Annotated in this window: 17 protein-coding genes; 16 read left to right on the top strand and 1 reads right to left on the bottom strand. The window is 36.0% G+C overall.

Annotation, left to right across the window (positions count from 1 at the left end; genetic code table 11):
• Positions 1-56: 56 nt before the first annotated feature.
• Genes K6119_RS07500 through K6119_RS07490 form a run of 3 tightly spaced genes read left to right on the top strand, consistent with a single transcriptional unit; the run spans position 57 to position 4,022 of the window.
• Positions 57-2,429 (top strand): TonB-dependent receptor, encoded by a 2,373-nt coding sequence (locus K6119_RS07500; protein ID WP_221837600.1) that lies wholly within the window; start codon positions 57-59, stop codon positions 2,427-2,429.
• The gene (locus K6119_RS07495) at positions 2,429-3,229 is read left to right on the top strand and encodes a DUF4249 domain-containing protein (protein WP_221837597.1); all 801 of its coding nucleotides are present in this window, start codon (positions 2,429-2,431) and stop codon (positions 3,227-3,229) included. Before K6119_RS07500 ends, K6119_RS07495 begins: the two co-directional genes overlap by 1 nt.
• 7 nt (positions 3,230-3,236) lie before the next feature.
• Complete coding sequence (locus K6119_RS07490; protein WP_221837594.1) at positions 3,237-4,022, top strand: DUF4249 domain-containing protein; 786 nt, start codon at positions 3,237-3,239, stop codon at positions 4,020-4,022.
• A gap of 10 nt (positions 4,023-4,032) precedes the next feature.
• Here the strand turns inward: K6119_RS07490 and K6119_RS07485 are convergent, their stop codons facing one another.
• Complete coding sequence (locus K6119_RS07485; RefSeq protein ID WP_221837592.1) at positions 4,033-5,850, bottom strand: ArnT family glycosyltransferase; 1,818 nt, start codon at positions 5,848-5,850, stop codon at positions 4,033-4,035.
• A gap of 379 nt (positions 5,851-6,229) precedes the next feature.
• On the opposite strand from K6119_RS07485, the gene mraZ reads away from it, so the two are divergent.
• From mraZ to ftsZ, 13 genes are all read left to right on the top strand, one after another.
• Entirely contained in the window at positions 6,230-6,694 is a 465-nt protein-coding gene (mraZ, locus tag K6119_RS07480) for a division/cell wall cluster transcriptional repressor MraZ (RefSeq protein ID WP_221837588.1), read from the top strand.
• Entirely contained in the window at positions 6,684-7,592 is a 909-nt protein-coding gene (gene rsmH / locus K6119_RS07475; RefSeq protein WP_237828129.1) for a 16S rRNA (cytosine(1402)-N(4))-methyltransferase RsmH, read from the top strand. The genes mraZ and rsmH overlap by 11 nt, the downstream gene beginning before the upstream one ends.
• Positions 7,589-8,017, top strand: a complete 429-nt coding sequence (locus K6119_RS07470; RefSeq protein WP_221837582.1) for an FtsL-like putative cell division protein — start codon at positions 7,589-7,591, stop codon at positions 8,015-8,017. The genes rsmH and K6119_RS07470 overlap by 4 nt, the downstream gene beginning before the upstream one ends.
• On the top strand, positions 8,014-10,098 hold the full coding sequence (locus K6119_RS07465) for a penicillin-binding protein (RefSeq protein WP_221837579.1): 2,085 nt from the start codon (positions 8,014-8,016) through the stop codon (positions 10,096-10,098). The genes K6119_RS07470 and K6119_RS07465 overlap by 4 nt, the downstream gene beginning before the upstream one ends.
• On the top strand, positions 10,098-11,561 hold the full coding sequence (locus tag K6119_RS07460) for a UDP-N-acetylmuramoyl-L-alanyl-D-glutamate--2,6-diaminopimelate ligase (RefSeq protein ID WP_221837576.1): 1,464 nt from the start codon (positions 10,098-10,100) through the stop codon (positions 11,559-11,561). The genes K6119_RS07465 and K6119_RS07460 overlap by 1 nt, the downstream gene beginning before the upstream one ends.
• Entirely contained in the window at positions 11,561-12,799 is a 1,239-nt protein-coding gene (mraY, locus tag K6119_RS07455) for a phospho-N-acetylmuramoyl-pentapeptide-transferase (RefSeq protein WP_221837573.1), read from the top strand. Before K6119_RS07460 ends, mraY begins: the two co-directional genes overlap by 1 nt.
• Before the next feature lie 74 nt (positions 12,800-12,873).
• Positions 12,874-14,238 (top strand): UDP-N-acetylmuramoyl-L-alanine--D-glutamate ligase, encoded by a 1,365-nt coding sequence (murD, locus tag K6119_RS07450; protein WP_221837570.1) that lies wholly within the window; start codon positions 12,874-12,876, stop codon positions 14,236-14,238.
• Positions 14,239-14,257: 19 nt separating this feature from the next.
• On the top strand, positions 14,258-15,454 hold the full coding sequence (locus tag K6119_RS07445; protein ID WP_221837567.1) for an FtsW/RodA/SpoVE family cell cycle protein: 1,197 nt from the start codon (positions 14,258-14,260) through the stop codon (positions 15,452-15,454).
• Positions 15,441-16,541, top strand: a complete 1,101-nt coding sequence (gene murG, locus K6119_RS07440; protein ID WP_221837565.1) for an undecaprenyldiphospho-muramoylpentapeptide beta-N-acetylglucosaminyltransferase — start codon at positions 15,441-15,443, stop codon at positions 16,539-16,541. The genes K6119_RS07445 and murG overlap by 14 nt, the downstream gene beginning before the upstream one ends.
• A 71-nt stretch (positions 16,542-16,612) precedes the next feature.
• Positions 16,613-17,983 (top strand): UDP-N-acetylmuramate--L-alanine ligase, encoded by a 1,371-nt coding sequence (gene murC / locus K6119_RS07435; protein WP_221837561.1) that lies wholly within the window; start codon positions 16,613-16,615, stop codon positions 17,981-17,983.
• Entirely contained in the window at positions 17,980-18,768 is a 789-nt protein-coding gene (locus K6119_RS07430; RefSeq protein WP_237828128.1) for a cell division protein FtsQ/DivIB, read from the top strand. Before murC ends, K6119_RS07430 begins: the two co-directional genes overlap by 4 nt.
• Before the next feature lie 92 nt (positions 18,769-18,860).
• Positions 18,861-20,147, top strand: coding sequence for a cell division protein FtsA (gene ftsA / locus K6119_RS07425; protein ID WP_221837555.1), 1,287 nt, complete (start codon positions 18,861-18,863; stop codon positions 20,145-20,147).
• Between the two features lie 70 nt (positions 20,148-20,217).
• Positions 20,218-21,825, top strand: a complete 1,608-nt coding sequence (ftsZ, locus tag K6119_RS07420; protein ID WP_221837553.1) for a cell division protein FtsZ — start codon at positions 20,218-20,220, stop codon at positions 21,823-21,825.
• Positions 21,826-21,991: the final 166 nt, after the last annotated feature.

The raw sequence follows: 21,991 nt of genomic DNA, 5'->3' as shown, positions 1-21,991 counted from the left end.
CTTTTGTCAAACAATATGATGAGCAACTGCGTTTGTATTGTCACAAAACTTAAAAAATGAAGCCTCACAAAATTCTACTTTTCGCTCTGATTTGCACTATATCAGCTATTTCATGGTCGCAGGATGAAAAGTATACCTTAAGCGGAACCTTAAAAGATGCCTCAAGTGGAGAGGATATTATTGGTGCTAGAATTGGTGTTGTAGAGTTACCCGGAACAGGAACTATTACAAATGTCTACGGTTTTTATTCGCTTACACTCCCTAAAGGAGATTATCACATATATTATAAATCTGTTGGATTTGATGTGGACACATTTGCCATCAAATTGGATAAAGATGTTGTGAATAATCTTGAATTGAATCCTGCTGGAAGAACCTTGAAAAAGGTGGATGTGACGGCTGAAAAGTTAGATCAAAATGTAAAGTCAGCTGAAATGGGTGTAGATAAGCTTAGTATGACAGATATTGAAAATATTCCTGTTTTATTTGGTGAAAAAGATCCCTTAAAAACTATCCAGTTGTTACCTGGTGTGAAATCTGCAGGTGAAGGAAATTCAGGTTTTTACGTGAGAGGTGGGGGTGCTGATCAAAACCTTGTATTGTTAGATGGAGCTCCTGTTTATAATGCTTCACATTTATTGGGATTTTTCTCTGTTTTTAATTCAGATGCCTTAAAGGATATTAAGCTTTACAAAGGAGCTGCTCCTGCTGAGTTTGGAGGAAGACTTTCGTCCGTTCTGGATATCCACATGAAAGAAGGAAACTTGAAAAAATTCTCAATGTCAGGAGGTATTGGTTTGATCTCTTCAAAACTAACCCTTGAGGCACCTATTGTTAAAGATAAAGGTTCATTCATTGTTTCTGGTAGACGTACTTATGCCGATTTGTTTTTGGCCTTTTCAGATAATCCTGCTGCAGAGAATTCAATTTTGTATTTCTATGATTTAAATGCTAAAGCCAATTATCGATTAGGTGAAAAGGACAGGTTGTTTGTTTCAGGTTATTTTGGTAGAGATAAATTCGGATTCGCAGATCAATTTGGATTTGACTGGGGAAACTCAACTGCAACCCTACGCTGGAACCATATTTATGGGGATAAATTATTCGGAAACATGTCTTTTGTTTTCAGTAATTACAATTACAAAATCAAATTCGGAGCTGATGATGAAACATTTGAAGTTGGATCAGAAATTCAAGATTTTAACTTGAAAAAAGACTTTGATTGGTTCATTAATAATAACAATACATTAAGCTTTGGTGCTAATGTAATTCACCACACTTTTAGACCTGGAGAAATTGAAACCGGAGACGGAATAGGTTTTGAAGTATTTGATGTACAGGAAACTTATTCAATAGAAAGTGCGGCTTATGCGTCAAATGAGCATAAAATAGGAAAGAGAATTACTTTGGTTTATGGTTTGAGAGGTTCAAACTTTACGCAGGTAGGTCCTGGTGATATCATCACTTTTGACAAGCAAGGAAATGTAACAGATATCTCTAATTACGGAAAATGGGAGCAAGTTAGAACGTACTGGGGATTGGCACCTAGATTTACTTCAAGCTTTTTGTTGGATGAAAAGAGTTCAATCAAATTGGGATATTCTAGAACTTATCAATATCTGCACCTAATCTCTAATTCAACTGCATCTTCACCAACTGATATTTGGTTGCCTTCAAGTGTAAACATAAAACCGCAGATATCAGATCAAGGATCAATAGGGTATTTTAGAAACTTCTTAGATAATCAATTGGAGTTCTCTACTGAGATGTATTACAAGTACATGCAAAATGTTATTGATTACAGAGACGGTGCAGAAGTAACCTTGAATCCTGCTGTAGAAGGAGAGTTGTTGTTTGGAATTGGTAGAGCTTATGGTGTTGAGTTTTTACTGAAAAAAAGAAGAGGGAAGTTTACAGGTTGGGTGAGCTATACTTTGTCAAGAACTGAAAAGAAGTTTACTGAGATCAATTCAAACAATTGGTTTCCTGCAAGACAGGATAGAACACATGATATTTCAATTGTTGGGATGTACAACATTAATGATCAGTTCACAGTTTCTGCTACTTGGGTTTATTATACCGGAAATGCAGTTACTTTCCCTTCAGGAAAATATGAAATAGATGGGCACGTAGTAAATTATTATTCTGAACGAAATGGGTACAGAATGCCGGATTATCACAGAGCTGATATAGGTATGACTTTCTATCATAAAAAGTATAAAGAAATTGAAGATCCTGAAACAGGTGAAATTAAACAGGTGCCTAAAAAATGGTTGTCAAGTTGGAATTTCTCAATCTACAATTTGTATGCTAGAGAAAATGCATTTTCAATCACATTTGAAGAAAATGCTGAAACAGGGCAAACAGAAGCAGTGCAATTGGCTTTGTTTAAAATAGTTCCTTCAATCTCATATAATTTCAAATTCTAATGAAAAAGCTAGTATTTATAATATTACCCCTTGTTCTTTTCATTGCGAGTTGTGAAAAGGTAATTGATGTGCCGTTAAATGATGCGGACATTCAAACAATAGTTGAGGCCAATTTGAGTAATATTCCTAATGGAAGTTATATCAAATTGTCTCGTTCTGGTTCAGTTTATCAGGAATCAAATTTTGAAAAGGTTTCTGGTGCTCAAATAGTTGTTACTGATGGAATTTCAACTTGGACTTTTGATGAAGATCCAAATGAAGTGGGAACATATTTAAATAATTCATTTATGGCAGTTCCTAATTCTATGTATAATTTAACTGTCAATGAAGGAGGAAACACCTATACTGCGAGAAGTGAAACATACAATGATGTGACTATAGATTCATTAACGTATATTGAAGTGGTTGGTGGATTTGGTCAGCAGGAAAGTGATACAAGTTATTTTACATTCTTCAATTTTACTGATGATGCTAATAATGTAAATTTCTATAGAGCCATACCTTATTTGAACGGCGTTAAAAGCAGTAATTATTATTTGATAAATGATGATCTGTTTAATGGGAATAATTACAGTCAACCATTTTTTGCAGAAGGAGATATAGTGGATGGAGATACTTTGATAACAATGCTGTATTCAATGGATGAAGCCAATTACAAGTTTTATACTACATTGGCCAATAACTCAAATTCAGGTCCTTTTAGTCCTTCTCCCGGAAATCCGGTAACTAATATTGAAGGAGGTGCTATTGGTTACTTTGGAGTATATTTGGTGGATATTGATACGCTTACATTTCCATAAAATCATTTTGCTGCTTACTGCAGCTACTTTTCTTTTTTCTTGTGAAAAAGTAATTGAAGTACCTATTGATGATCAAGATCAGGCAATAGTGGTTGAGGCCGTAATGAAAGATAGGCAAGGGGCTTCTTTTGTTAAGCTCTCAAAAACTTCGGGTATTTACGAGCCTTATGGGTTTGAGAAAGTTTCTGGGGCTTCTGTTGTTGTATCGGATGATAATGCAAATCAGTTTGTTTTTGTTGAAGATATTGGGCAAGCAGGTGTATATTTTCATCCAACTTTTGTAACGCAAGAAAACACTACATACAATATTTCAATAACGGTGGGTGAGAATATAATCACAGGTTCTTCCTTTACCAAGTCAGCTCCGGTTATGGATTCAATTTATGTGAAAGTAAACACCCTTGATCCTAATACACCACCTTCAAATTGGGTTTATTATCATTCAACGGATAACGTAAATGAACAAAATTTTTACAGACTTAGAATTTGGGTCAATAGTGATGAGTCAAATCAATATTACATGGGGAATGATTTTTATATAAATGGTGAAACTTATGAGGCGCAGTTTATAGCTGATGAAGCTTATTCAGGTGATACCATTCTTGTAGAAATGGAAGAGATGGACGAGCAGGTGTATAATTACTATTATGGATTGTCCAATACATTGTTTACAGGGGCCTTTAGTCCAGCTCCGGCAAATCCGCCTTCTAATCTATCAAATAGCGGTCCCGCTAGTATTACAGGTGTCTTTGCGGCTTTTATGACAGATACTTTGGGAATGATTGTCCCGTAAGATTACCTGCTTAAATAGATTCATAATAAGAGATTTCCTCAACTTCTATTTTTAAAGGAATCATGTCAATGTTCCAAATGTAAATTGAGAAAGTGTATGTACAATTCAATTCATTAGGGCTGAAGTAAAAAGCCTTGTGAATGTGTTTTGGTTTTGAATAGTCTTTTGTAAATCGGTTCAATTCTATATGTTCATATTGATGGAAGTTTCCGTCCTCATCATCCATTGCTACAACAATCCATGCATTAACTGGTTCTTTTGGACTTTCAATTGATATTTTGAATTCAATTTGGTGTGCATTTGAAGAACTTTTGTAAAAACTGTTTGTGTCAATATTAATGTATGGTTCAGAGCTTGCAAAAGATGAATTGTTATCGAGTTCAACAGTTTTGACTTTTTTCCAGTCTATTTCTTTCTTTTTATGGTAAACCGTTACAGTAGTTTGGGGTTGAGAATATAATACTTCATATTCATTGATGGGAGGATGAATAGAAGAATCGCCTACTACAATGTCTGCTACCTTATAGTCAGGATAATTGTTTTCTTGAAAAGCCGGTATCTCAATGCCGGTTCTGTATTCATAATGGTCGTAGATTCTTCCTAAATATCCTGGGGCGGATATGGTGATGGGTTGGTCAGTTTCTTTTTGTATTGCTAATATGGCTTCGGTATGCTGATCGCTCCACATGTGATTTTTAAAACAAGGAATATAAGATAAGTTAATGTGTAGCAGCAGGTCAATTACAAATATACTGACAGGGAAATAGCTTATAATTTGCCATTTATTGTTCAATTGATCTGTTAGTATAAAAAACACCAGAAGTCCGGTGATGATGTATGCTAAAGCTGCTCTTTCTTGTGGGTAGTTAATTCCTAAGATTAAGTGTAGCGCTATGGATCCTACTATAACTCCTGAGAACATAACAATTGAGAGCGTACTGTTGGATATCAATTTTATCTGCTTATAGTTTTTAAGGTTGAAGGCTATAGCGATTATCAGTGTGGCGCAACTAGCAAAGAAAAGTATGGTGCTAAAAGCTTCAAATTGAATGATTCTTCCGGGAAGGTCATTAATTACAGTATTCCAAAAATTAGCATTACTTCCCAGATACAAGGCTTTTGCTTCTTCCAGGTGCAACAAGTATAAAGATGCTATTAACAAAGGGGTAGCACCAAGAACTAATATTATGAGCGCTTGGGTAAGAAATCCTTTTAATCTGATTTTATCAATTTTTAAAAGTGAAATTGCTAGACTGCAACCCAACAAGATAAAGACAAAAAAGAAAAATGATAGGTTTGACCAGAGTGCTAAACTGCTAAATAAGCTTATGCCAGTTGCTGTTTTCCAGCTTGGGCTTTTGATATGATTGAACAAGTAATAAATGGCTGGAATTATACATGCTAGTGAAAGTGCATATCCTCTTGCAATTGAAAAAAATGAAATAATAAATGCTCCACTTCCAAGTGTAATTACAAAAGCTCTGTGAACATTCTTAGACTTGAAGTGAATGCTGAATTTGTACAAATAAATAAAGTACAACACAAAAGCAAGGACGCTTGATGCCCTCATGAGGTGTATTGATTTGCCGAATATCAAAAAAGTAAGGTGGTTCAAACCTGTGCTAATGAGGTGATTGTTAGCGTCAGGAACCGAAAGAAAAGGTTGAAAATCACCTGTCTCTACATATAAAAAGTAATTCAATAATTCATCATAATGCAAAGGAACAATGATGGCTCTGAGAATGATGTATATGAAAACAATTACTCCAATTGAAATGAGAAGCCAATCGTGTTTTTTGGAAATATGATCGTTAAATGTTTTGGGCATTTTACTGAAAACACAAAAGTAGATTAATTATTGTAAGCTGATGAAATAATTAAAGTTTCAGTTCCCACTTTTTTCATTAAACGCCCACTTTTTTACACGGGTATTTTTTTATGCTTTTAAGTGTAGTGCGAATCACTTTTTGAGCATTTCTTTTTCCAATGTTTTCTGGATGTTGCGCTCAAGTTTTCAACAATTAGTTTTTGAATACCCACTTTTTACCACCAAGTATTATATCTGAAAAATACCAGTAAATACGGTAACTAATAAAAGTTTTTGTGTTATTAAAAGAAATTAACATGCTTGAAGTTATTAACATTCGGGATAATTGTGGTAAATTGTGGGAGGTTAATATCTATTTTAGCAAACTATTAGGAATAAAATGGCAGGTTTAGTCGGAGAATATGAATGCAAATTGGACGCGAAAGGAAGGTTTCTTTTTCCTGCGGGTCTGAGAAAGCAATTGGAGCCATCTGCACAGGAGAATTTCATGGTAAATAAGGGTTTTGAGAACTGTTTAACCCTTTATCCAATGAATGAATGGGAGAAGGTGACCGCTCGTCTGGCTAAGCTGAATCTTTTCAAAGAAAAGAACCGTCGTTTTTACCGTTTGTTTCATCAAGGAGCCAAGCAATTGACTTTGGATAATGCAGGTAGGATTTTGATTCCTACAGCTTTGATGGAGCGAATAGGATTGAAGAAAGAAGTAATGCTAACCGCCTACAATGACAGGATTGAAATTTGGGACAGAGCAGAGTATATGGCTATGATGGATGAAAATATGGCTGATTTCTCTGATTTGGCAGATGAAGTGATGGGCGATATCGGAGATGAAGATGTTGAATAGTGAGTATCATGTTCCGGTCCTGTTTAATGAGTCGATTGAGTCGCTAGATATTAAAAGTGACAGTGTCGTAGTGGATGTGACGTTCGGCGGTGGAGGGCATTCCAAAGAAATATTGAAGAGTTTAGGAAATGAAGGGGTTTTGGTTGCTTTTGATCAGGACGAGGATGCGATTCAGAATGTGGTAGATGATAGCCGTTTGATCTTTGTGGAAGCCAATTTCCGATTCCTATACAATTTTATCAAGTTCTATGATTTATTGGGTGTAGACGGAATTTTGGCTGATCTGGGAGTTTCTTCTCATCAATTTGATGTAGGTGAAAGAGGTTTTTCAATTAGAGAAAATGGAGCGCTTGATATGAGGATGAATCAGGAGTCTCGTTTAACTGCTGCTAAAGTGGTAAATGATTATCCTGAGGCTGAATTGTATCGAATTTTTAATGCTTATGCTGATCTGAAAAATGTGAAGAGGGTTGTTACAACTATTGTTTCAGAAAGAAAGAAAAATAAAGTTGAAACTACCGGTGAATTGGTGAAAATGCTAGAAAATTTGGTTCCTCCAAAAAAGAAGAATCAGTTTTTAGCACAGGTTTTTCAAGCAATCAGAATAGAGGTGAATGATGAGATGGGGGCTTTGATGGAGATGTTAGAGCAGTCTGTGAAGGTGTTGAAACCTGGAGGTAAGCTGGTGGTGATTTCTTATCACTCTATCGAAGATCGATTAGTCAAAAATTTTATTCGTGCCGGAAATTTTGAAGGAAAAGTGGAAACTGATGTGTTTGGTGTGGCAAACGTTCCTTTGAAAGCAATTACAAAAAAGCCAATTATTCCGACGGCAGAAGAGATAGAGAGAAACCCAAGATCTAGAAGTGCAAAATTAAGAGTAGCTGTTAGAACATGAGTTCAAATCAATACATAGATCAAGATACTGTAGATGAGTTAAAAGTAAATGATTCTTCTAAAAAGGTAGCCGGAAAAAAGAAAAAATCCGGAACGCCGAGAGGAAGAGTGATTGCTCAAATCATGAGTGGTGAGTTTTTGACAAAGGATTGGTTTATCAAGAATTTGCCTTTCACTTTTTATGTGGCTTTGTTGATGGTGTTGTTGATTGGCTGGGGTTATTACGGAGAGACTATGACTAAAAAAGAGGTGAGGTTGCAAGAAGAATTAGGAGAGTTGAATTCTGAGTATTACACCCTTAGTAGTGAGTATATCTCAAAAAAGGGAAGAAGGCAAATAAAGGTGAAGTTGGAGAGTAGTGGGCTGAGTGAGAGTAGAACATCTCCAAAGAAAATTAGAGTAAAAAAGTACTTGTTTGAAGAGTGAGTAAAGACAAGCAAATATTAATTAAGTCGTATGTGTTATATGTGCTGGTTGCAATCGTGATGTTGATTGTTTTGGTGCGTGTGGTAAATATACAATATGGGGATGTTGTGGAAGATGCTCCTTTGTCTGCAGATTCTACTGAGTCTCTAGATGTGATTGTGGATTCGATTCCCGCTCAACGTGGTCGAATTTTGGCAGATGATGGTAGTGATCTGGTTACTTCTGTACCCTTGTATGATCTGCATATTGATATGACTGTAATGTCGGATAATTTGTTTGAAGAGGTGGATTCGCTTGCATATAATTTGTCTAATCTTTTTAAAGAAAGAACTGAGCAGCAGTGGCAGTCATACCTGAGAAAAGGAAGGGTTGATTCAAGTAGATATCTTTTGATTCAACATAAGGTGAAATACACAACATTACAACAGTTGAGAACTTTTCCAATTCTTAGAGAATCTCAATATAAAGGTGGATTTATTGTAGAGGATGAGTTTGTGAGACAATTGCCTAATGGTGCTTTAGCTAAAAGAACCTTGGGATATACAAGAGAGGGTGCTCGTCCCGTTGGGTTAGAAGGAGCTTTTGACAAATATTTAGCCGGGGAATATGGTTTAAGAACCAAGCAATGGGTAAACGGTAGTTGGAAGCCAATAAGTGCTGATAATTTAAAAGATCCTGTTCCGGGCGCAGACATAGTTACTTCTATTGATGTTAATATTCAAGAAGTAGCAGAGAATGAGCTGAGAAACCAATTGGTAAATCAGGATGCTGCCTATGGTTCAGTGGTTTTAATGGAGGTTGAAACCGGTTACATTAAGGCAATTGCTAATCTTACTAAGGGAGATGATGGCGGTTATTATGAGTTGTACAATCATGCGGTAGGAACAAAAACAGATCCTGGGTCTACCTTTAAGTTAGCTTCATTAATGGCTTTGTTAGAGGATGGGAAAGTGACAATTGATGATGTGGTTGGTGCTTATGGAGAGTATCATTTTTACGATCATACCATTAAAGATTCGCATGAAGGTGGTTACGGAAAAATAACTGTACGTGAAGCTTTTGAAGTTTCTTCAAATGTTTTTTCAAAAATAGTTTATGATGCCTATTACAGTGATGCTCAAAAGTTTGTTGACCGTTTAAAGTCATTTGGTTTAGCAGATACCCTTGGTTTGGATATAGCTGGTGAGCCATTTCCTGTAATTAAAAATAAAGGAGAAGATGGATGGTCAGGGATTACGTTAGCTCAAATGGCAATTGGCTATGAGGTGGAGTTAACGCCGTTGCAGATTCTGGCTTTCTATAATGCAGTAGCAAATGATGGTGAGTTGATTAAACCTCAGTTTGTGAAAGAGGTAAGAATGGGTAATCGTACAGTGTTGGAGTACGATAAGGTGGTGTTGAAAGAGAAAATTTGCTCTGACAATACGCTTGAAAAGTTGAAGTTGTGCTTAAAAGGTGTGGTTAAAAATGGAACTGGTAAAATGTTGCAATCTTCAAATTTTGACATTGCCGGTAAAACAGGAACGGCTCGTTTGGTTAATACAAACCTTGGATATGGTGAAGATTATCAGGCGTCTTTTGTCGGTTATTTTCCGGCAGATGAGCCTAAGTATTCATGTATTGTTTCTATTGCTGGACCTACCAAACAGATTTATGGTGCGCAGGTTTCGGGAACTGTGTTTTCTGCAATTGCAGACAAGGTTTATTCTTCTTCAATGCAGTATCATATAGATTTCAATAAGGAAAATCAACCGCTTGCTACTGTGCCTAAGGTAAAGTATGGAAGCAATGTTGAAACCGCTACTGCGCTAGCTTTTACCAATGTAGATTTTGCTGATAATTCTCAAGGAGCAGAATGGTTGTCTGGAAATGGTACTGATAAGGTGACTTTAAAACCGAAAAAAGTCAATAGAAATAAAGTGCCGGATGTGAAAGGTATGCCTCTAAATGATGCGGTATATCTATTGGAGAATTTAGGCTTAAGAGTAAAATATCGTGGGCAGGGAAGAGTGGTTACGCAATCTGTTTTGCCTGGAACAGAATTAATTAAAGGAAATCAAATAGAGATAGGGCTAAAATAATGCAATTACTACAAGATATATTGTACAAAACTGCTTTGCTAGAAACGCATGGTTCAACACAAATTGAAGTGAACAAAATTGAGTTCGATTCAAGAAGTGTTGAAGCTGGTAACGTGTTTGTGGCTGTTGATGGCGCGCATGTAAATGGTCATGACTATATAGGTGCTGCTGTTGAAAAAGGAGCAATTGCTGTAGTGTGTGAAAAGCTTCCTGAAAATCTAATCGATACAATTACTTATTGTGTCGTTAAAGATTCTGCTGATGCATTGGGGATCATGGCGTCTAACTTTTATGACAATCCTTCTGAAGAAATTAAACTGATTGGAATTACCGGAACTAATGGTAAAACAACTACGACAACATTGTTGCATGATCTTGTTTTGGATATGGGTTATGCTGCAGGATTGCTTTCTACCGTAGTAAATAAGATTAATAAAACAGAGATTCCTTCAACTCATACAACTCCTAATCCGGTTGCTTTAAATGAACTGTTGAGAGAAATGGTGGATGCTGGATGCGAGTTCTGTTTCATGGAAGTTTCGTCACATGCGATTCATCAAAGAAGAATTGCAGGGCTTGATTTTGATATGGCCGGGTTTACCAATATCACGCATGATCATTTAGATTATCACAAGACATTTAAAGAGTATATCCAGGCTAAAAAGAGATTTTTTGATGACTTGAATAGTGATGCTAAGGCTATTGTAAATGTTGATGATGCCAATGGATTAGTAATGGTTCAGAATACAAAAGCAAAGGTGTTGACTTTCGCGGTAAAAAATGTAGCGGATTACAAAGCAAAGGTGATTGAGAATTCATTCTCCGGCTTAGTGTTGAACATCAATAATCAGGAGTTGTGGACTAAGTTGGTAGGTGGGTTCAATGCTTATAATATCGTAATGGTTTATGCTATTGCTTGTGAATTAGGTTTAGATCAAGTAGAAGTGTTGACTTCGTTGAGCAAGCTAAAAGCTGTTGAAGGAAGATTTGAATACATGCAGTCAGAAACTAATATCATAGGTATTGTGGATTATGCGCATACGCCTGATGCATTAAAAAATGTCTTGTCTACTATTCAAGATGTTAGAACAAAAAATGAACAGGTATTGACAATTGTTGGTTGTGGTGGAGATAGAGATAAGGCTAAACGTCCTTTAATGGCAGAGATTGCGGCTAATATGTCTGATAAAGTGATTTTGACATCTGACAATCCAAGATCAGAAGATCCTGAAGTAATTATTGGTGAAATGAAACAAGGTATTCCTGTTGAGAAAACAGCAAAAGCCTTGTCGATTACAAATAGAAAAGAAGCGATTAAAGTGGCCTGTTCATTGGCTATGCCTGGTGATATCGTTTTGATTGCCGGAAAAGGTCACGAAAAATATCAAGAAATCAATGGTGAGCGATTTCCATTTGATGACTTTGAAACGCTTAAAGAAACCCTTAAATCCCTTAATAAGTAATGTTATACTATCTATTTACATATCTAGATGAATTAGGTTTTCCAGGAGCCGGAGTTTTTGATTATATCTCATTCCGATCGGCAATGGCAATTATTACTTCACTATTGATTTCCATGGTATTTGGTAATCGCCTTATCAATATTTTAAGAAAACAACAAGTTGGTGAAACAGTAAGAGATCTTGGTTTAGAAGGTCAAAAAGAGAAAGAAGGAACACCTACAATGGGTGGTTTAATCATTCTTGCTTCTGTTTTGATTCCAACCTTATTATTTGCTAAACTGGATAATATCTATGTGATCACCATGTTGATTGCAACTGTTTTGTTTGGCTTGATAGGATTCATTGATGATTACATCAAGGTGTTTAAAAAGAACAAAAAAGGTTTAGCCGGAAAGTTTAAAATTGTCGGTCAAATCTTTGTTGGAAGTGTGGTTGGAGCAATCATCTATTTCCATCCTGATGTTCAGGTGCATGAAAATGTGCCAATTGACAAAGTTGTTGCTAATAGTGAGGATGTTTCTCATAAGCACCAAAATGTTCCGGAAGGGACAAAGTATGTAGTTACAAAGGATATGACTACTACTATTCCTTTTGTTAAATCAAATGAGTTTAACTACAACTGGATTATTGGAGATGATCACAAAAAATTTGGATGGTTATTATTTATTCCAATTGTAATTATCATAGTTACGGCAGTTTCTAATGGCGCCAATATGACAGATGGATTGGATGGTTTAGCTACCGGTGTATCCGCAATAATCGGTATTGCTTTGGCGATTTTTGCATACGTATCAGGTCACATTGAGTTTGCAGATTATTTGGGTGTAATGTATATCCCATACTCTTCAGAGCTTGTAATTTTTATTACGGCATTTATGGGTGCATGTATCGGGTTTTTATGGCATAACTCATACCCTGCAAAAGTATTCATGGGTGATACCGGTTCATTAGCAATCGGTGGTATCATAGCCACTTTCGCAATTATTATCAGAAAAGAATTATTGATCCCTGTTTTATGTGGTGTTTTCCTAATCGAAAATGTGTCAGTAATGATGCAGGTTGGTTGGTTTAAGTACACCAAAAAGAAATACGGAGAAGGAAAGAGAATTTTTTTGATGGCGCCTTTGCACCATCACTTTCAAAAGAAGGGAATGCATGAAGCAAAAATTGTATCCCGCTTTTGGATAATAGGAGTGATACTAGCGGTAGTGACCATAGTGACACTGAAATTAAGATAAGACTACAACAACAAACCAAAAACCTGACGATAAGGACACTGAGGCTTTCGAAGTGTCCTTATCAAGGAGGATAAATGAACAACAATTACCAAAATATCGCAATTCTAGGTGCCGGTGAAAGCGGTGTCGGAGCAGCTTTACTTGCCGTGGCAAAAGGCATGTCAGTTTTTGTTTCAGATAAGGGAGAAATCAAAGATTCTTATAAAAAAGAATTGACTGATGCGGCTATTGAGTTTGAAGAAGGTGGTCATTCAGTTGATAGAATTCTTTCAGCAGATTTAATAGTTAAGAGTCCCGGAATTCCTGAAAAAGTTCAACTAATTCAAGATGCAATTAATAAAGGAATTCCTGTTGTGTCGGAAATTGAATTTGCAGGTTATTACACTGGAAAAAAAATGATCTGCATTACTGGAAGTAATGGTAAAACAACAACTACTATGTTGACACATCATATCCTAAAAAATGCAGGATTAAATGTGGCAATGGCCGGAAATGTTGGGGAATCATTGGCAAGGCAAGTGATTGAAGATGAGGCTGACTATTATGTGGTTGAGCTCAGCTCTTTTCAATTGGATGGAATGTATGATTTTAAGGCTGATGTGGCAGTCTTATTAAACATCACTCCGGATCACCTTGATCGATACAACTATGAAATGCAGAACTATGTGAATTCAAAGTTCCGCATCATTCAAAACCTTACTTCAGAAGATTGGTTCGTGTACAACGCGGATGACCCAATCATTATGGAGGAAATAGCCAAAAGAGACATCAAAGCTCAAATGGCGCCATTCTCAATTGAGAAATCAAGTGGGATGGTTGGATACGTAAACAACAATCAAATCAATATTAACCTGTCATCTGAAAAAGAAGACGAAAAACCAGATTTTATTATGTCGATTCACGATTTATCTCTGAAGGGTAAACACAATACCCAAAATTCATTGGCGTCAGGGATTACGTCAAAAATTATCCAAATCCGTAACGAGTCAATCAAAGAAAGTTTGTCTGACTTTAAAAATGTAGAACACAGACTTGAGTTTGTAGCAAAAGTTAATGGAATTGAATTCATTAATGATTCAAAAGCTACAAATGTAAACTCTACTTGGTATGCTTTAGAGTGCATGGAAAAACCAACAGTTTGGATAGTTGGTGGTGTGGACAAAGGAAATGATTATGATACTTTGATTCCGCTTGTACAAGAAAAAGTTACTGCAATTGTTTGCCTTGGAACTGATAACGAAAAAATCAAAGAAGCATTTGCTGGTTCTGTTGATGTTATTGCTGAGTCAGGTTCGGCTGCAGAAGCTGTTGCTATGGGGTACCGTTTAGCAAAAGATAAACAAACAGTTTTGTTGTCTCCTGCTTGTGCTTCATTTGACTTATTTGAGAATTACGAAGATAGAGGAGCTCAGTTTAAAGCTGCTGTAAGAGCACTTTAATTATATGGGTTAAAATAAGATGAAAAACTTGTTTAAATATCTCGGAGGTGATAAGAATATCTGGGTACTTTCAATAGTGCTCGGTATATTGTCTGTTGTCTCGGTATTTAGTTTTATTCCAATTCTGGTTAAAACTAAAGAGATGAGTTATTCATACCTGTTTTTCAAGCATCTTATTCTGCTAGGATTGGGATTTGTGATCATGTATATCGTGCACAAGATCCCGGTACGCGTTTTTTCAAAATTGTCAAAAATCCTCTTTTACATTTCTATTGTATTACTGGTGCTTACCATGTTTATGGGAGAAAGTGTAAATGGGGCAGATCGTTGGTTAAAAATTCCGTTTTTACCTTTTTCTTTTCAAACCTCAGATTTTGCAAAACTGGCACTTGTTATTTATTTAGCCAGACAGCTCGTAAAAAGAGAAAAAGATTTCAATGATTTTAATACGGTTTTTAAGTATATCCTTTTGCCAACTGGTTTAACCATGTTCTTGATTTTACCATCAAACTTATCCACTGCTGTGTTGATTGGTTTGTTGGCATTTGTGATGATGATCATGGCCAAGTTTCCTTTTAAATGGATCTTTCTTTCAATGGGTGGAGTTACACTCATTTTTTCGCTCCTTTTGTTAGTCTCAAGTGCTTATCCAGAGGCTTTGCCAAGGGTAGATACCTGGAGAAGTAGAATTGTAAATGCTTTTGCAGATGAAGGAGAAGTGGATCCTAATAAAAATATGCAAGTAAATAATGCCCTGGCTGCCATTAAAAATGGAGCAGTTCCCAAAGGTCCGGGTAATGGTGTGTTAAAACAGTACATTCCGGAGGCTTATGCAGATTTTTACTTTGCAGCTTTAATTGAAGAAGGTGGCTTATTGATGGCCGTTGTGGTCATCATGCTATACATGTGGCTCTTTTATCGGATTATTAAAACGTCTATTGGCGCCAAATCAGAATTCGCTACTTATCTGGCGGTTGGAATTGGGGTGATGATGATGTCTCAGGTAATGGTTAATATGATGGTAAGTACCAAGTTGATGCCTGTTACCGGTCAAAATATGCCCTTGCTTTCAATGGGAGGAACATCCGCATGGTTTACTTGTATTGCTTTTGGAATTGTGCTAAGCATAAGTCGTGAGCAAATGAAGGAAAAGAAGTCAGATAAACCTGACAATGAATTAAACACTATAACTGAAACTCAAAATGCCATTGCGTAAAGTAATTATATCAGGAGGTGGAACCGGAGGGCATATCTTTCCGGCTATCGCTATTGCAAACAAAATCAAGGAAAAATATCCTGATTGTGAAATTTTGTTTGTGGGCGCAGAAGGCAAAATGGAAATGGAAAAAGTGCCAAAGGCAGGTTATAAGATTGTTGGTTTACCTATTAGAGGTATTCAAAGAAAACTGTCCTTAAAAAATTTGGCTGTTCCATTTAAGTTGATCCAAAGCTTGCGCAGGGCAAAAAAGATTATTAAAAACTTTAAGCCTGATATTGCAATTGGAGTTGGAGGATATGCCAGTGCGGCAACTTTGCGTGTGGCATCTAAAATGAAAATACCTACCCTTATTCAAGAGCAAAATGGATATCCTGGTGTGACGAATAAGATTTTGGGTAAAAGGGTGCAAACTATTTGTGTTGCCTATGATCATTTAGATAGATTTTTTCCAAAAGAAAAGATTGTAAAAACAGGAAACCCGGTAAGGGCAGAAGTTGTTCAAATTGAAGGCAAGCGTGAATCGGCTTTCAAAGGATACAACTTAAATCCTAATAAGAAAACAATCTTGGTGATTGGTGGAAGTTTGGGTGCAAGAACATTGAATGAAAGTATACAAAAGGATATTCAAAAAATACTGGACAATGATTTTCAATTGATCTGGCAATGTGGTTCGTTTTATAAGAATCAATTACAACCATTTGTGGATGAATTGAAAAGTGAAAACATATATTTCTCAGATTTCATATTTGATATGGATCATGCATATGCAGCTGCTGATTTAATTATTTCAAGAGCCGGTGCTATTTCAGTTTCAGAAGTTTGTTTGATTGGGAAGCCGGTCATTCTTGTTCCTTCTCCTAATGTGGCAGAAGATCATCAAACTAAAAACGCAATGGCTTTAGTAAAAGAGGATGCGGCTGTTTTAGTAAAAGATGTTGAGGCCAGAGAAAAGTTGGTGGATGAAGCTATCCAAATAATGAAGTCTGAAGATAAGGGTAAAGTACTGTCGCAAAATATCCTGAAAATGGGAATTGCAGATGCTACAGATAGAATATTAAATGAAATTGAAAAGCTAGTAAAGTAATGAGGGTAAAGTACAATTTGATGGTTCTGGAAAACTTGATACTGACTACTTAATACTCGATACTATATAAAATGAATTTTAATCAAATAAATAACGTCTATTTTATTGGAATTGGTGGGATTGGTATGTCTGCACTGGCTAGATATTTTCATTCTCAAGGTAAAAAGGTTGAGGGCTACGATAAAACCAGTACTGAACTTACCAGACAGTTAGAATCTGAAGGAATTAAGGTTCATTATGAAGATAAAGGACTTGAGGTCTTGGATTGGTATTCACACATTGATACTTTGATAATTTATACACCGGCCATTCCTGCAGAATTTGGTGAGTTAAAGGCTTTTCAAGAACATCATTTTAATGTGATAAAACGAGCCAAAGCTTTGGGGATTATCTCTGATGAGTTTGAAACTTTTGCTGTGGCCGGAACCCATGGGAAAACAACAACTTCTACCATTTTAGCGCATGTTCTTAATCTAACTGAAGAAAAATGTAATGCTTTTATAGGAGGGATTTCAACCAACTATCACTCAAATATTATATTAAATCCTGAGTCGCATAGAATAGTTGTGGAGGCGGATGAATTTGATCGTTCGTTTTTGAACTTAAGTCCTAATTATGCAATTATCACTTCTATTGATTCAGATCACCTGGATATTTATGGAGACGGAAGTCATTTAATAAAGTCATTCAATGATTTTATCAATTTAATGAAGTATCCCGGAACATTGATTATTAATTCTAGTATTGACCTTGATCAATTTGAATTTGAAAATGATTTAAGAATCATTACCTATGGAGTTGAGAATAGAAGTGACTACAGATTACATGCTTTAAAGTACGAAAACGGTCGTTTTTATTTTGATATTTTGGGTATGGCAGATATTTACAGAAATGTAGAGTTTGGTTTGCCTGGTCAACACAATGCTGAGAATGCAACAGCTGTTTTTGGTTTATGCATCCAATTAGGTGTACCTGAAGAAATAATTAGAAAAGCTTTTGCCGGATTTAAAGGTGTTAAAAGAAGATTTGACTTTAGAGTTAGAAAAGAAGATATAGTAGTGATTGATGATTATGCTCATCATCCAACAGAAATTGATGCTTTTTTAAGATCTGTCAAAAAGCTTTATCCAAACAAAAAAATAACTGTCATTTTCCAGCCTCATTTGTTTTCCAGAACAAGAGATTTTATGGATGGATTTGCTGATGCTTTAGGATTGGCGGACGAGTTGTTTTTATTACCAATTTATCCGGCAAGAGAACTACCTATTGAAGGCGTAACCTCTGAAGTATTGTTGGAGATGGTGAACTTAGATGATAAAGAAATGTCTTCATTAAGCACTATTGTTGATACAATAAAAGATAGAGATAATGAGGTGATTTGCATTCTTGGAGCAGGTGATATAGATACTATTGTTGAACCAATAAGTCAACTTTATTCATGATGAAACGCTGGCTCAAAAATACCTTGTGGATTGTATTCTTCATACTTGTGGGTGTAATGATGAGTTTTGTGGATAATTCTCATGATGAAAGAATTGTAGGTGTACCTTTGGTTAATATTGAGGTGTATGAGGATATGGTATTCTTGACGCAGGATGATATCGTGCAGCGATTAAAAGATAGAAACCTAGTGGGTGATGACAAAACTTATACTTTGCTTGAGCTTGAAAAAATAGAACAGGTTTTAAATGAAATGCCTGAAATTAAATCGGCCGAAGTGTATTCGTTTTTGGGAGGTGAATGGCAGATAGATGTTGTTTTAAGAAGACCTATAGCTCGGATTTTTAATCAAAATGGTTCTTCATGTTATTTAGATAATGATGGTACGTTAATGCCTTTGTCTACCAACTATACAGCACATGTTTTAACCGTTGATGGATATATTAATGAAGAGGACTATTCCAAGAATGTTAACGACATAATCAACAATGATTCATTGAAAACTATTGAAATCTTAGATGATTTGTACGCGATTTCAAATTATGTTTGTTTAGATAAGAGTCTCTCTGCTCAAATTACTCATATTCACATCAATGAGTATAAAGAGTTTGAGTTGATTCCGAGAGTAGGAGATCAACGGATCATGTTTGGAAAGGCTGAGTTAATAGCCGGGAAGTTTAAAAAGTTAGAGTATTTCTACTCAGAGGGTATTAACCGAGTTGGCTGGGAGAATTACGATACAATTAACATTATGTATAAGAGCCAGGTAGTGTGCTCTAAAAGATAAGATTAAAAAATGTTGACAGCAGGTGAGGACTGTGACCTTGATCAAAATCAAAAGTCTAATGTCCAAAATCTAGTGTCTTTTTAAAGAAAGATATGGCAGAAATTGTTGTAGGATTAGATATCGGAACCACTAAAATCGCTTGTATCGTTGGACGTAGAAACGAACACGGTAAAATAGAGATTTTATCAATGGGTAAATTCGAAAGTGTTGGAGTTACTAGAGGTGTAGTGTCTAACATTGAAAAAACTGTGCATTCAATTAAAGCAGCAGTTGAGTTGGCTCAAGAAAGAGCTAAAGGCGATTTAACTGTTCGTGTTGTCAATGTTGGTATTGCAGGTCAACACATTAGTAGTTTGCAACACAGAGGAATGTTGATGAGAGATGATTTAGATAAAGAAATCTCACAACAAGACATTGATGCCTTAGTTGAAGATATGTACAAATTGGTGATGCAGCCGGGAGAAGAAATCGTGCATGTATTGCCGCAAGAATATATTGTTGATAGCGAAAAAGGAATTAAAGATCCTATAGGTATGGCCGGAGTAAGATTGGAAGCTAATTTCCATATTATAACGGGTCAGGTTGCTGCAGCTAAAAACATTAAAAAATGTGTTGATAAAGCAGATTTAGAGGTTGATGAGTTAATCCTTGAGCCAATTGCATCTGCAGAAGCTGTTCTTTCAGAAGAAGAAAAAGAAGCAGGAGTAGTGTTGGTTGATATAGGAGGTGGTACTACAGATGTTGCCATTTTCCAGGATGGAATCATCAGACATACTGCAATTATTCCTTTTGGAGGAAACGTTATCACTGAAGATATTAAAGAAGGATGTACCATCATGAAGAGACATGCTGAGAAGTTGAAACAAAAATTTGGTTCAGCTTTAGCTTCAGAATGTCAGGATAATGAAGTGGTTTGTATTCCTGGATTGAGAGGGCGTGATCCTAAAGAAATTTCAATTCGTAATCTGGCAGCAATTATCCAGGCAAGAATGGAAGAAATTATTGAGCACGTTTATTACGAAATCAAAAACTCTGGATACGAGAAAAAATTGATAGGAGGTATTGTTGTAACAGGTGGAGGAGCACAATTAAAGCATATCACTCAACTGTTTGAATACATTACCGGAATGGATACAAGAATTGGTTATCCTAATGAGCATTTGGCGTCATCTACTGTGGTAGATAATATTACAAGCCCAATGTATGCCACAGGTATTGGATTAGTAATCCAAGGCTTCAAACATAATAGCTATATGAATACTGAAGTGGAGGATAAATTCAATGCAGCCAAAAACCATTCAACTAAAAGAAAAGGAAGCTTCTTTGACAAGATTCTTACTAAGAGTAGAGCCTGGTTCGAAGAAGAAGATGAAGATTAATAAGAAAAAACTTAATGCACCTGCAACTTAGTTTGTAAGTGTAAACAACAACAAACCAAAAACAACAATTATGGAGTTCGATTTGCCAAAAGATTCATCCTCGATCATTAAAGTGATTGGAATAGGAGGCGGTGGAGGAAACGCAGTCAATCACATGTATAATGAAGGGATCAAAGGTGTTGATTTCGTTATTTGTAATACCGATCAACAGGCTTTAGATATTTCTCCTGTTCCGATTAAAATTCAATTGGGCCAAAGCCTTACTGAAGGTCGTGGTGCCGGTGCAATTCCTGAAATCGGAAAAAATGCAGCCATTGAAAATATTGACGATATAAAATCAATTCTTGCAAAAAACACCAAGATGGTATTTATAACTGCCGGAATGGGTGGTGGTACAGGTACTGGTGCAGCTCCTGTGATTGCTAAGGTGGCAAAAGAATTGGATATCCTAACAGTTGGTATTGTAACTGTACCTTTTGCTTTTGAAGGTAGAAAAAGAAAGTTGCAAGCTGAAGAAGGTTTGGAAGAGTTAAGACAAAATGTTGATACTTTATTGATCATCAATAATGATAGATTAAGAGAGATGTTTGGTAATCTTTCTTTAGGAAATGCTTTTGCTCAGGCTGATGGCGTTTTAGCAACTGCAGCTAAAGGAATTGCTGAAGTAATTTCTGTTACAGGTATGATCAATGTTGACTTTAATGATGTTAGTACTGTAATGAAAGATTCTGGTGTAGCGATTATGGGATCTGCTCAGGCAACTGGTGAAAACAGAGCCTTAGATGCTGTAAGAAATGCATTGTCATCACCTTTATTGAATGATAATGATATTTCAGGAGCTACTTATGTGTTGCTGAATATCACATATGGTAATAGCGAAATTTTAATGGATGAAATTGGTGATATCACTGATTACATTCAAGATGAAGCAGGAGCAACGGCTGATGTGATTTGGGGACATGGATATGATGAGTCCTTAGGTGATGCCATTTCAATTACAGTTATTGCTACAGGGTTCAATTCTTCACCAATTACAGGTTTTGAAAGAGCACCTGAGAAAAAAGTAGTTGATTTAGAAGATGATAATGTTCCTACAATGATCACTTCTCCAATTACTTCTCCTACACAATCTAATACTTTAGAAACTAAAAGTATGGATGAAGTAAATGCTGAAATGGAAGTTGAAGAAGATGAGGACGAACCGTTCTTAATCGTGAAAGATGAGGAGGAAGTTTCTAAACAAGCTGAGATTAATTGGGAACTAAATGCCATGGAAGAAACTGAAATGGCTACTGATAATAACGTTGAAGCAAATCAAGAGGATGAGGAAGTAATTAAACATTATCTAACTGATGAGTTAGAAGATGAAGAAGTTGCTTACAATGAATCTGTAGAAGCTAAAACGATATTGTCTCCAGAAGAGCAGTCTCAAAAAGCTAAAGAAAGATTAGAGAGAATCCAGTCTTACACTTCTAAGTTGAAATCAGCTGAAGGTATCACGGATCTGGAAAAAGAGCCGGCGTACAAGCGTAAAAAGATTGAATTAGAAGATACTCCTCACTCTTCAGAAGATAACATGAGTAAATTCACTTTGTCTGAAGGAGAAGAAGATGAGAATGGACAACGCAAAATTGAGTTAAAAGAAAACAATTCGTTTTTACACGATAACGTTGACTAGATATTCGAGGTAAATTTTAGCAGCATATAAATTTATCTAATCCCCGAGAAGCAGCGCTCGGGGATTTTTTATTGTAACTAACTGATCAACAATGTTTAAATGTGAGTAGGAGTTGATTGAAATAGCTGAGTTCCACGGTTTAAAAGGTTTAAACCAATAAAGTTTA

Origin of the sequence: Paracrocinitomix mangrovi (assembly GCF_019740355.2) — a bacterium.
Lineage (GTDB): Bacteria > Bacteroidota > Bacteroidia > Flavobacteriales_D > Crocinitomicaceae > Paracrocinitomix > Paracrocinitomix mangrovi.
This window is presented reverse-complemented; position numbering and strand designations above follow the sequence as displayed.

Coding starts and splice junctions, on each gene's coding strand:
- mraY (WP_221837573.1), top strand. CDS start 11,561: ATGTTATACTATCTATTTACATATCTAGATGAATTAGGTTTTCCAGGA.
- rsmH (WP_237828129.1), top strand. CDS start 6,684: ATGTTGAATAGTGAGTATCATGTTCCGGTCCTGTTTAATGAGTCGATT.
- K6119_RS07430 (WP_237828128.1), top strand. CDS start 17,980: ATGATGAAACGCTGGCTCAAAAATACCTTGTGGATTGTATTCTTCATA.
- ftsA (WP_221837555.1), top strand. CDS start 18,861: ATGGCAGAAATTGTTGTAGGATTAGATATCGGAACCACTAAAATCGCT.
- murG (WP_221837565.1), top strand. CDS start 15,441: ATGCCATTGCGTAAAGTAATTATATCAGGAGGTGGAACCGGAGGGCAT.
- K6119_RS07485 (WP_221837592.1), bottom strand. CDS start 5,850: ATGCCCAAAACATTTAACGATCATATTTCCAAAAAACACGATTGGCTT.
- K6119_RS07500 (WP_221837600.1), top strand. CDS start 57: ATGAAGCCTCACAAAATTCTACTTTTCGCTCTGATTTGCACTATATCA.
- murC (WP_221837561.1), top strand. CDS start 16,613: ATGAATTTTAATCAAATAAATAACGTCTATTTTATTGGAATTGGTGGG.
- K6119_RS07445 (WP_221837567.1), top strand. CDS start 14,258: ATGAAAAACTTGTTTAAATATCTCGGAGGTGATAAGAATATCTGGGTA.
- murD (WP_221837570.1), top strand. CDS start 12,874: ATGAACAACAATTACCAAAATATCGCAATTCTAGGTGCCGGTGAAAGC.
- K6119_RS07495 (WP_221837597.1), top strand. CDS start 2,429: ATGAAAAAGCTAGTATTTATAATATTACCCCTTGTTCTTTTCATTGCG.
- mraZ (WP_221837588.1), top strand. CDS start 6,230: ATGGCAGGTTTAGTCGGAGAATATGAATGCAAATTGGACGCGAAAGGA.
- ftsZ (WP_221837553.1), top strand. CDS start 20,218: ATGGAGTTCGATTTGCCAAAAGATTCATCCTCGATCATTAAAGTGATT.
- K6119_RS07470 (WP_221837582.1), top strand. CDS start 7,589: ATGAGTTCAAATCAATACATAGATCAAGATACTGTAGATGAGTTAAAA.
- K6119_RS07460 (WP_221837576.1), top strand. CDS start 10,098: ATGCAATTACTACAAGATATATTGTACAAAACTGCTTTGCTAGAAACG.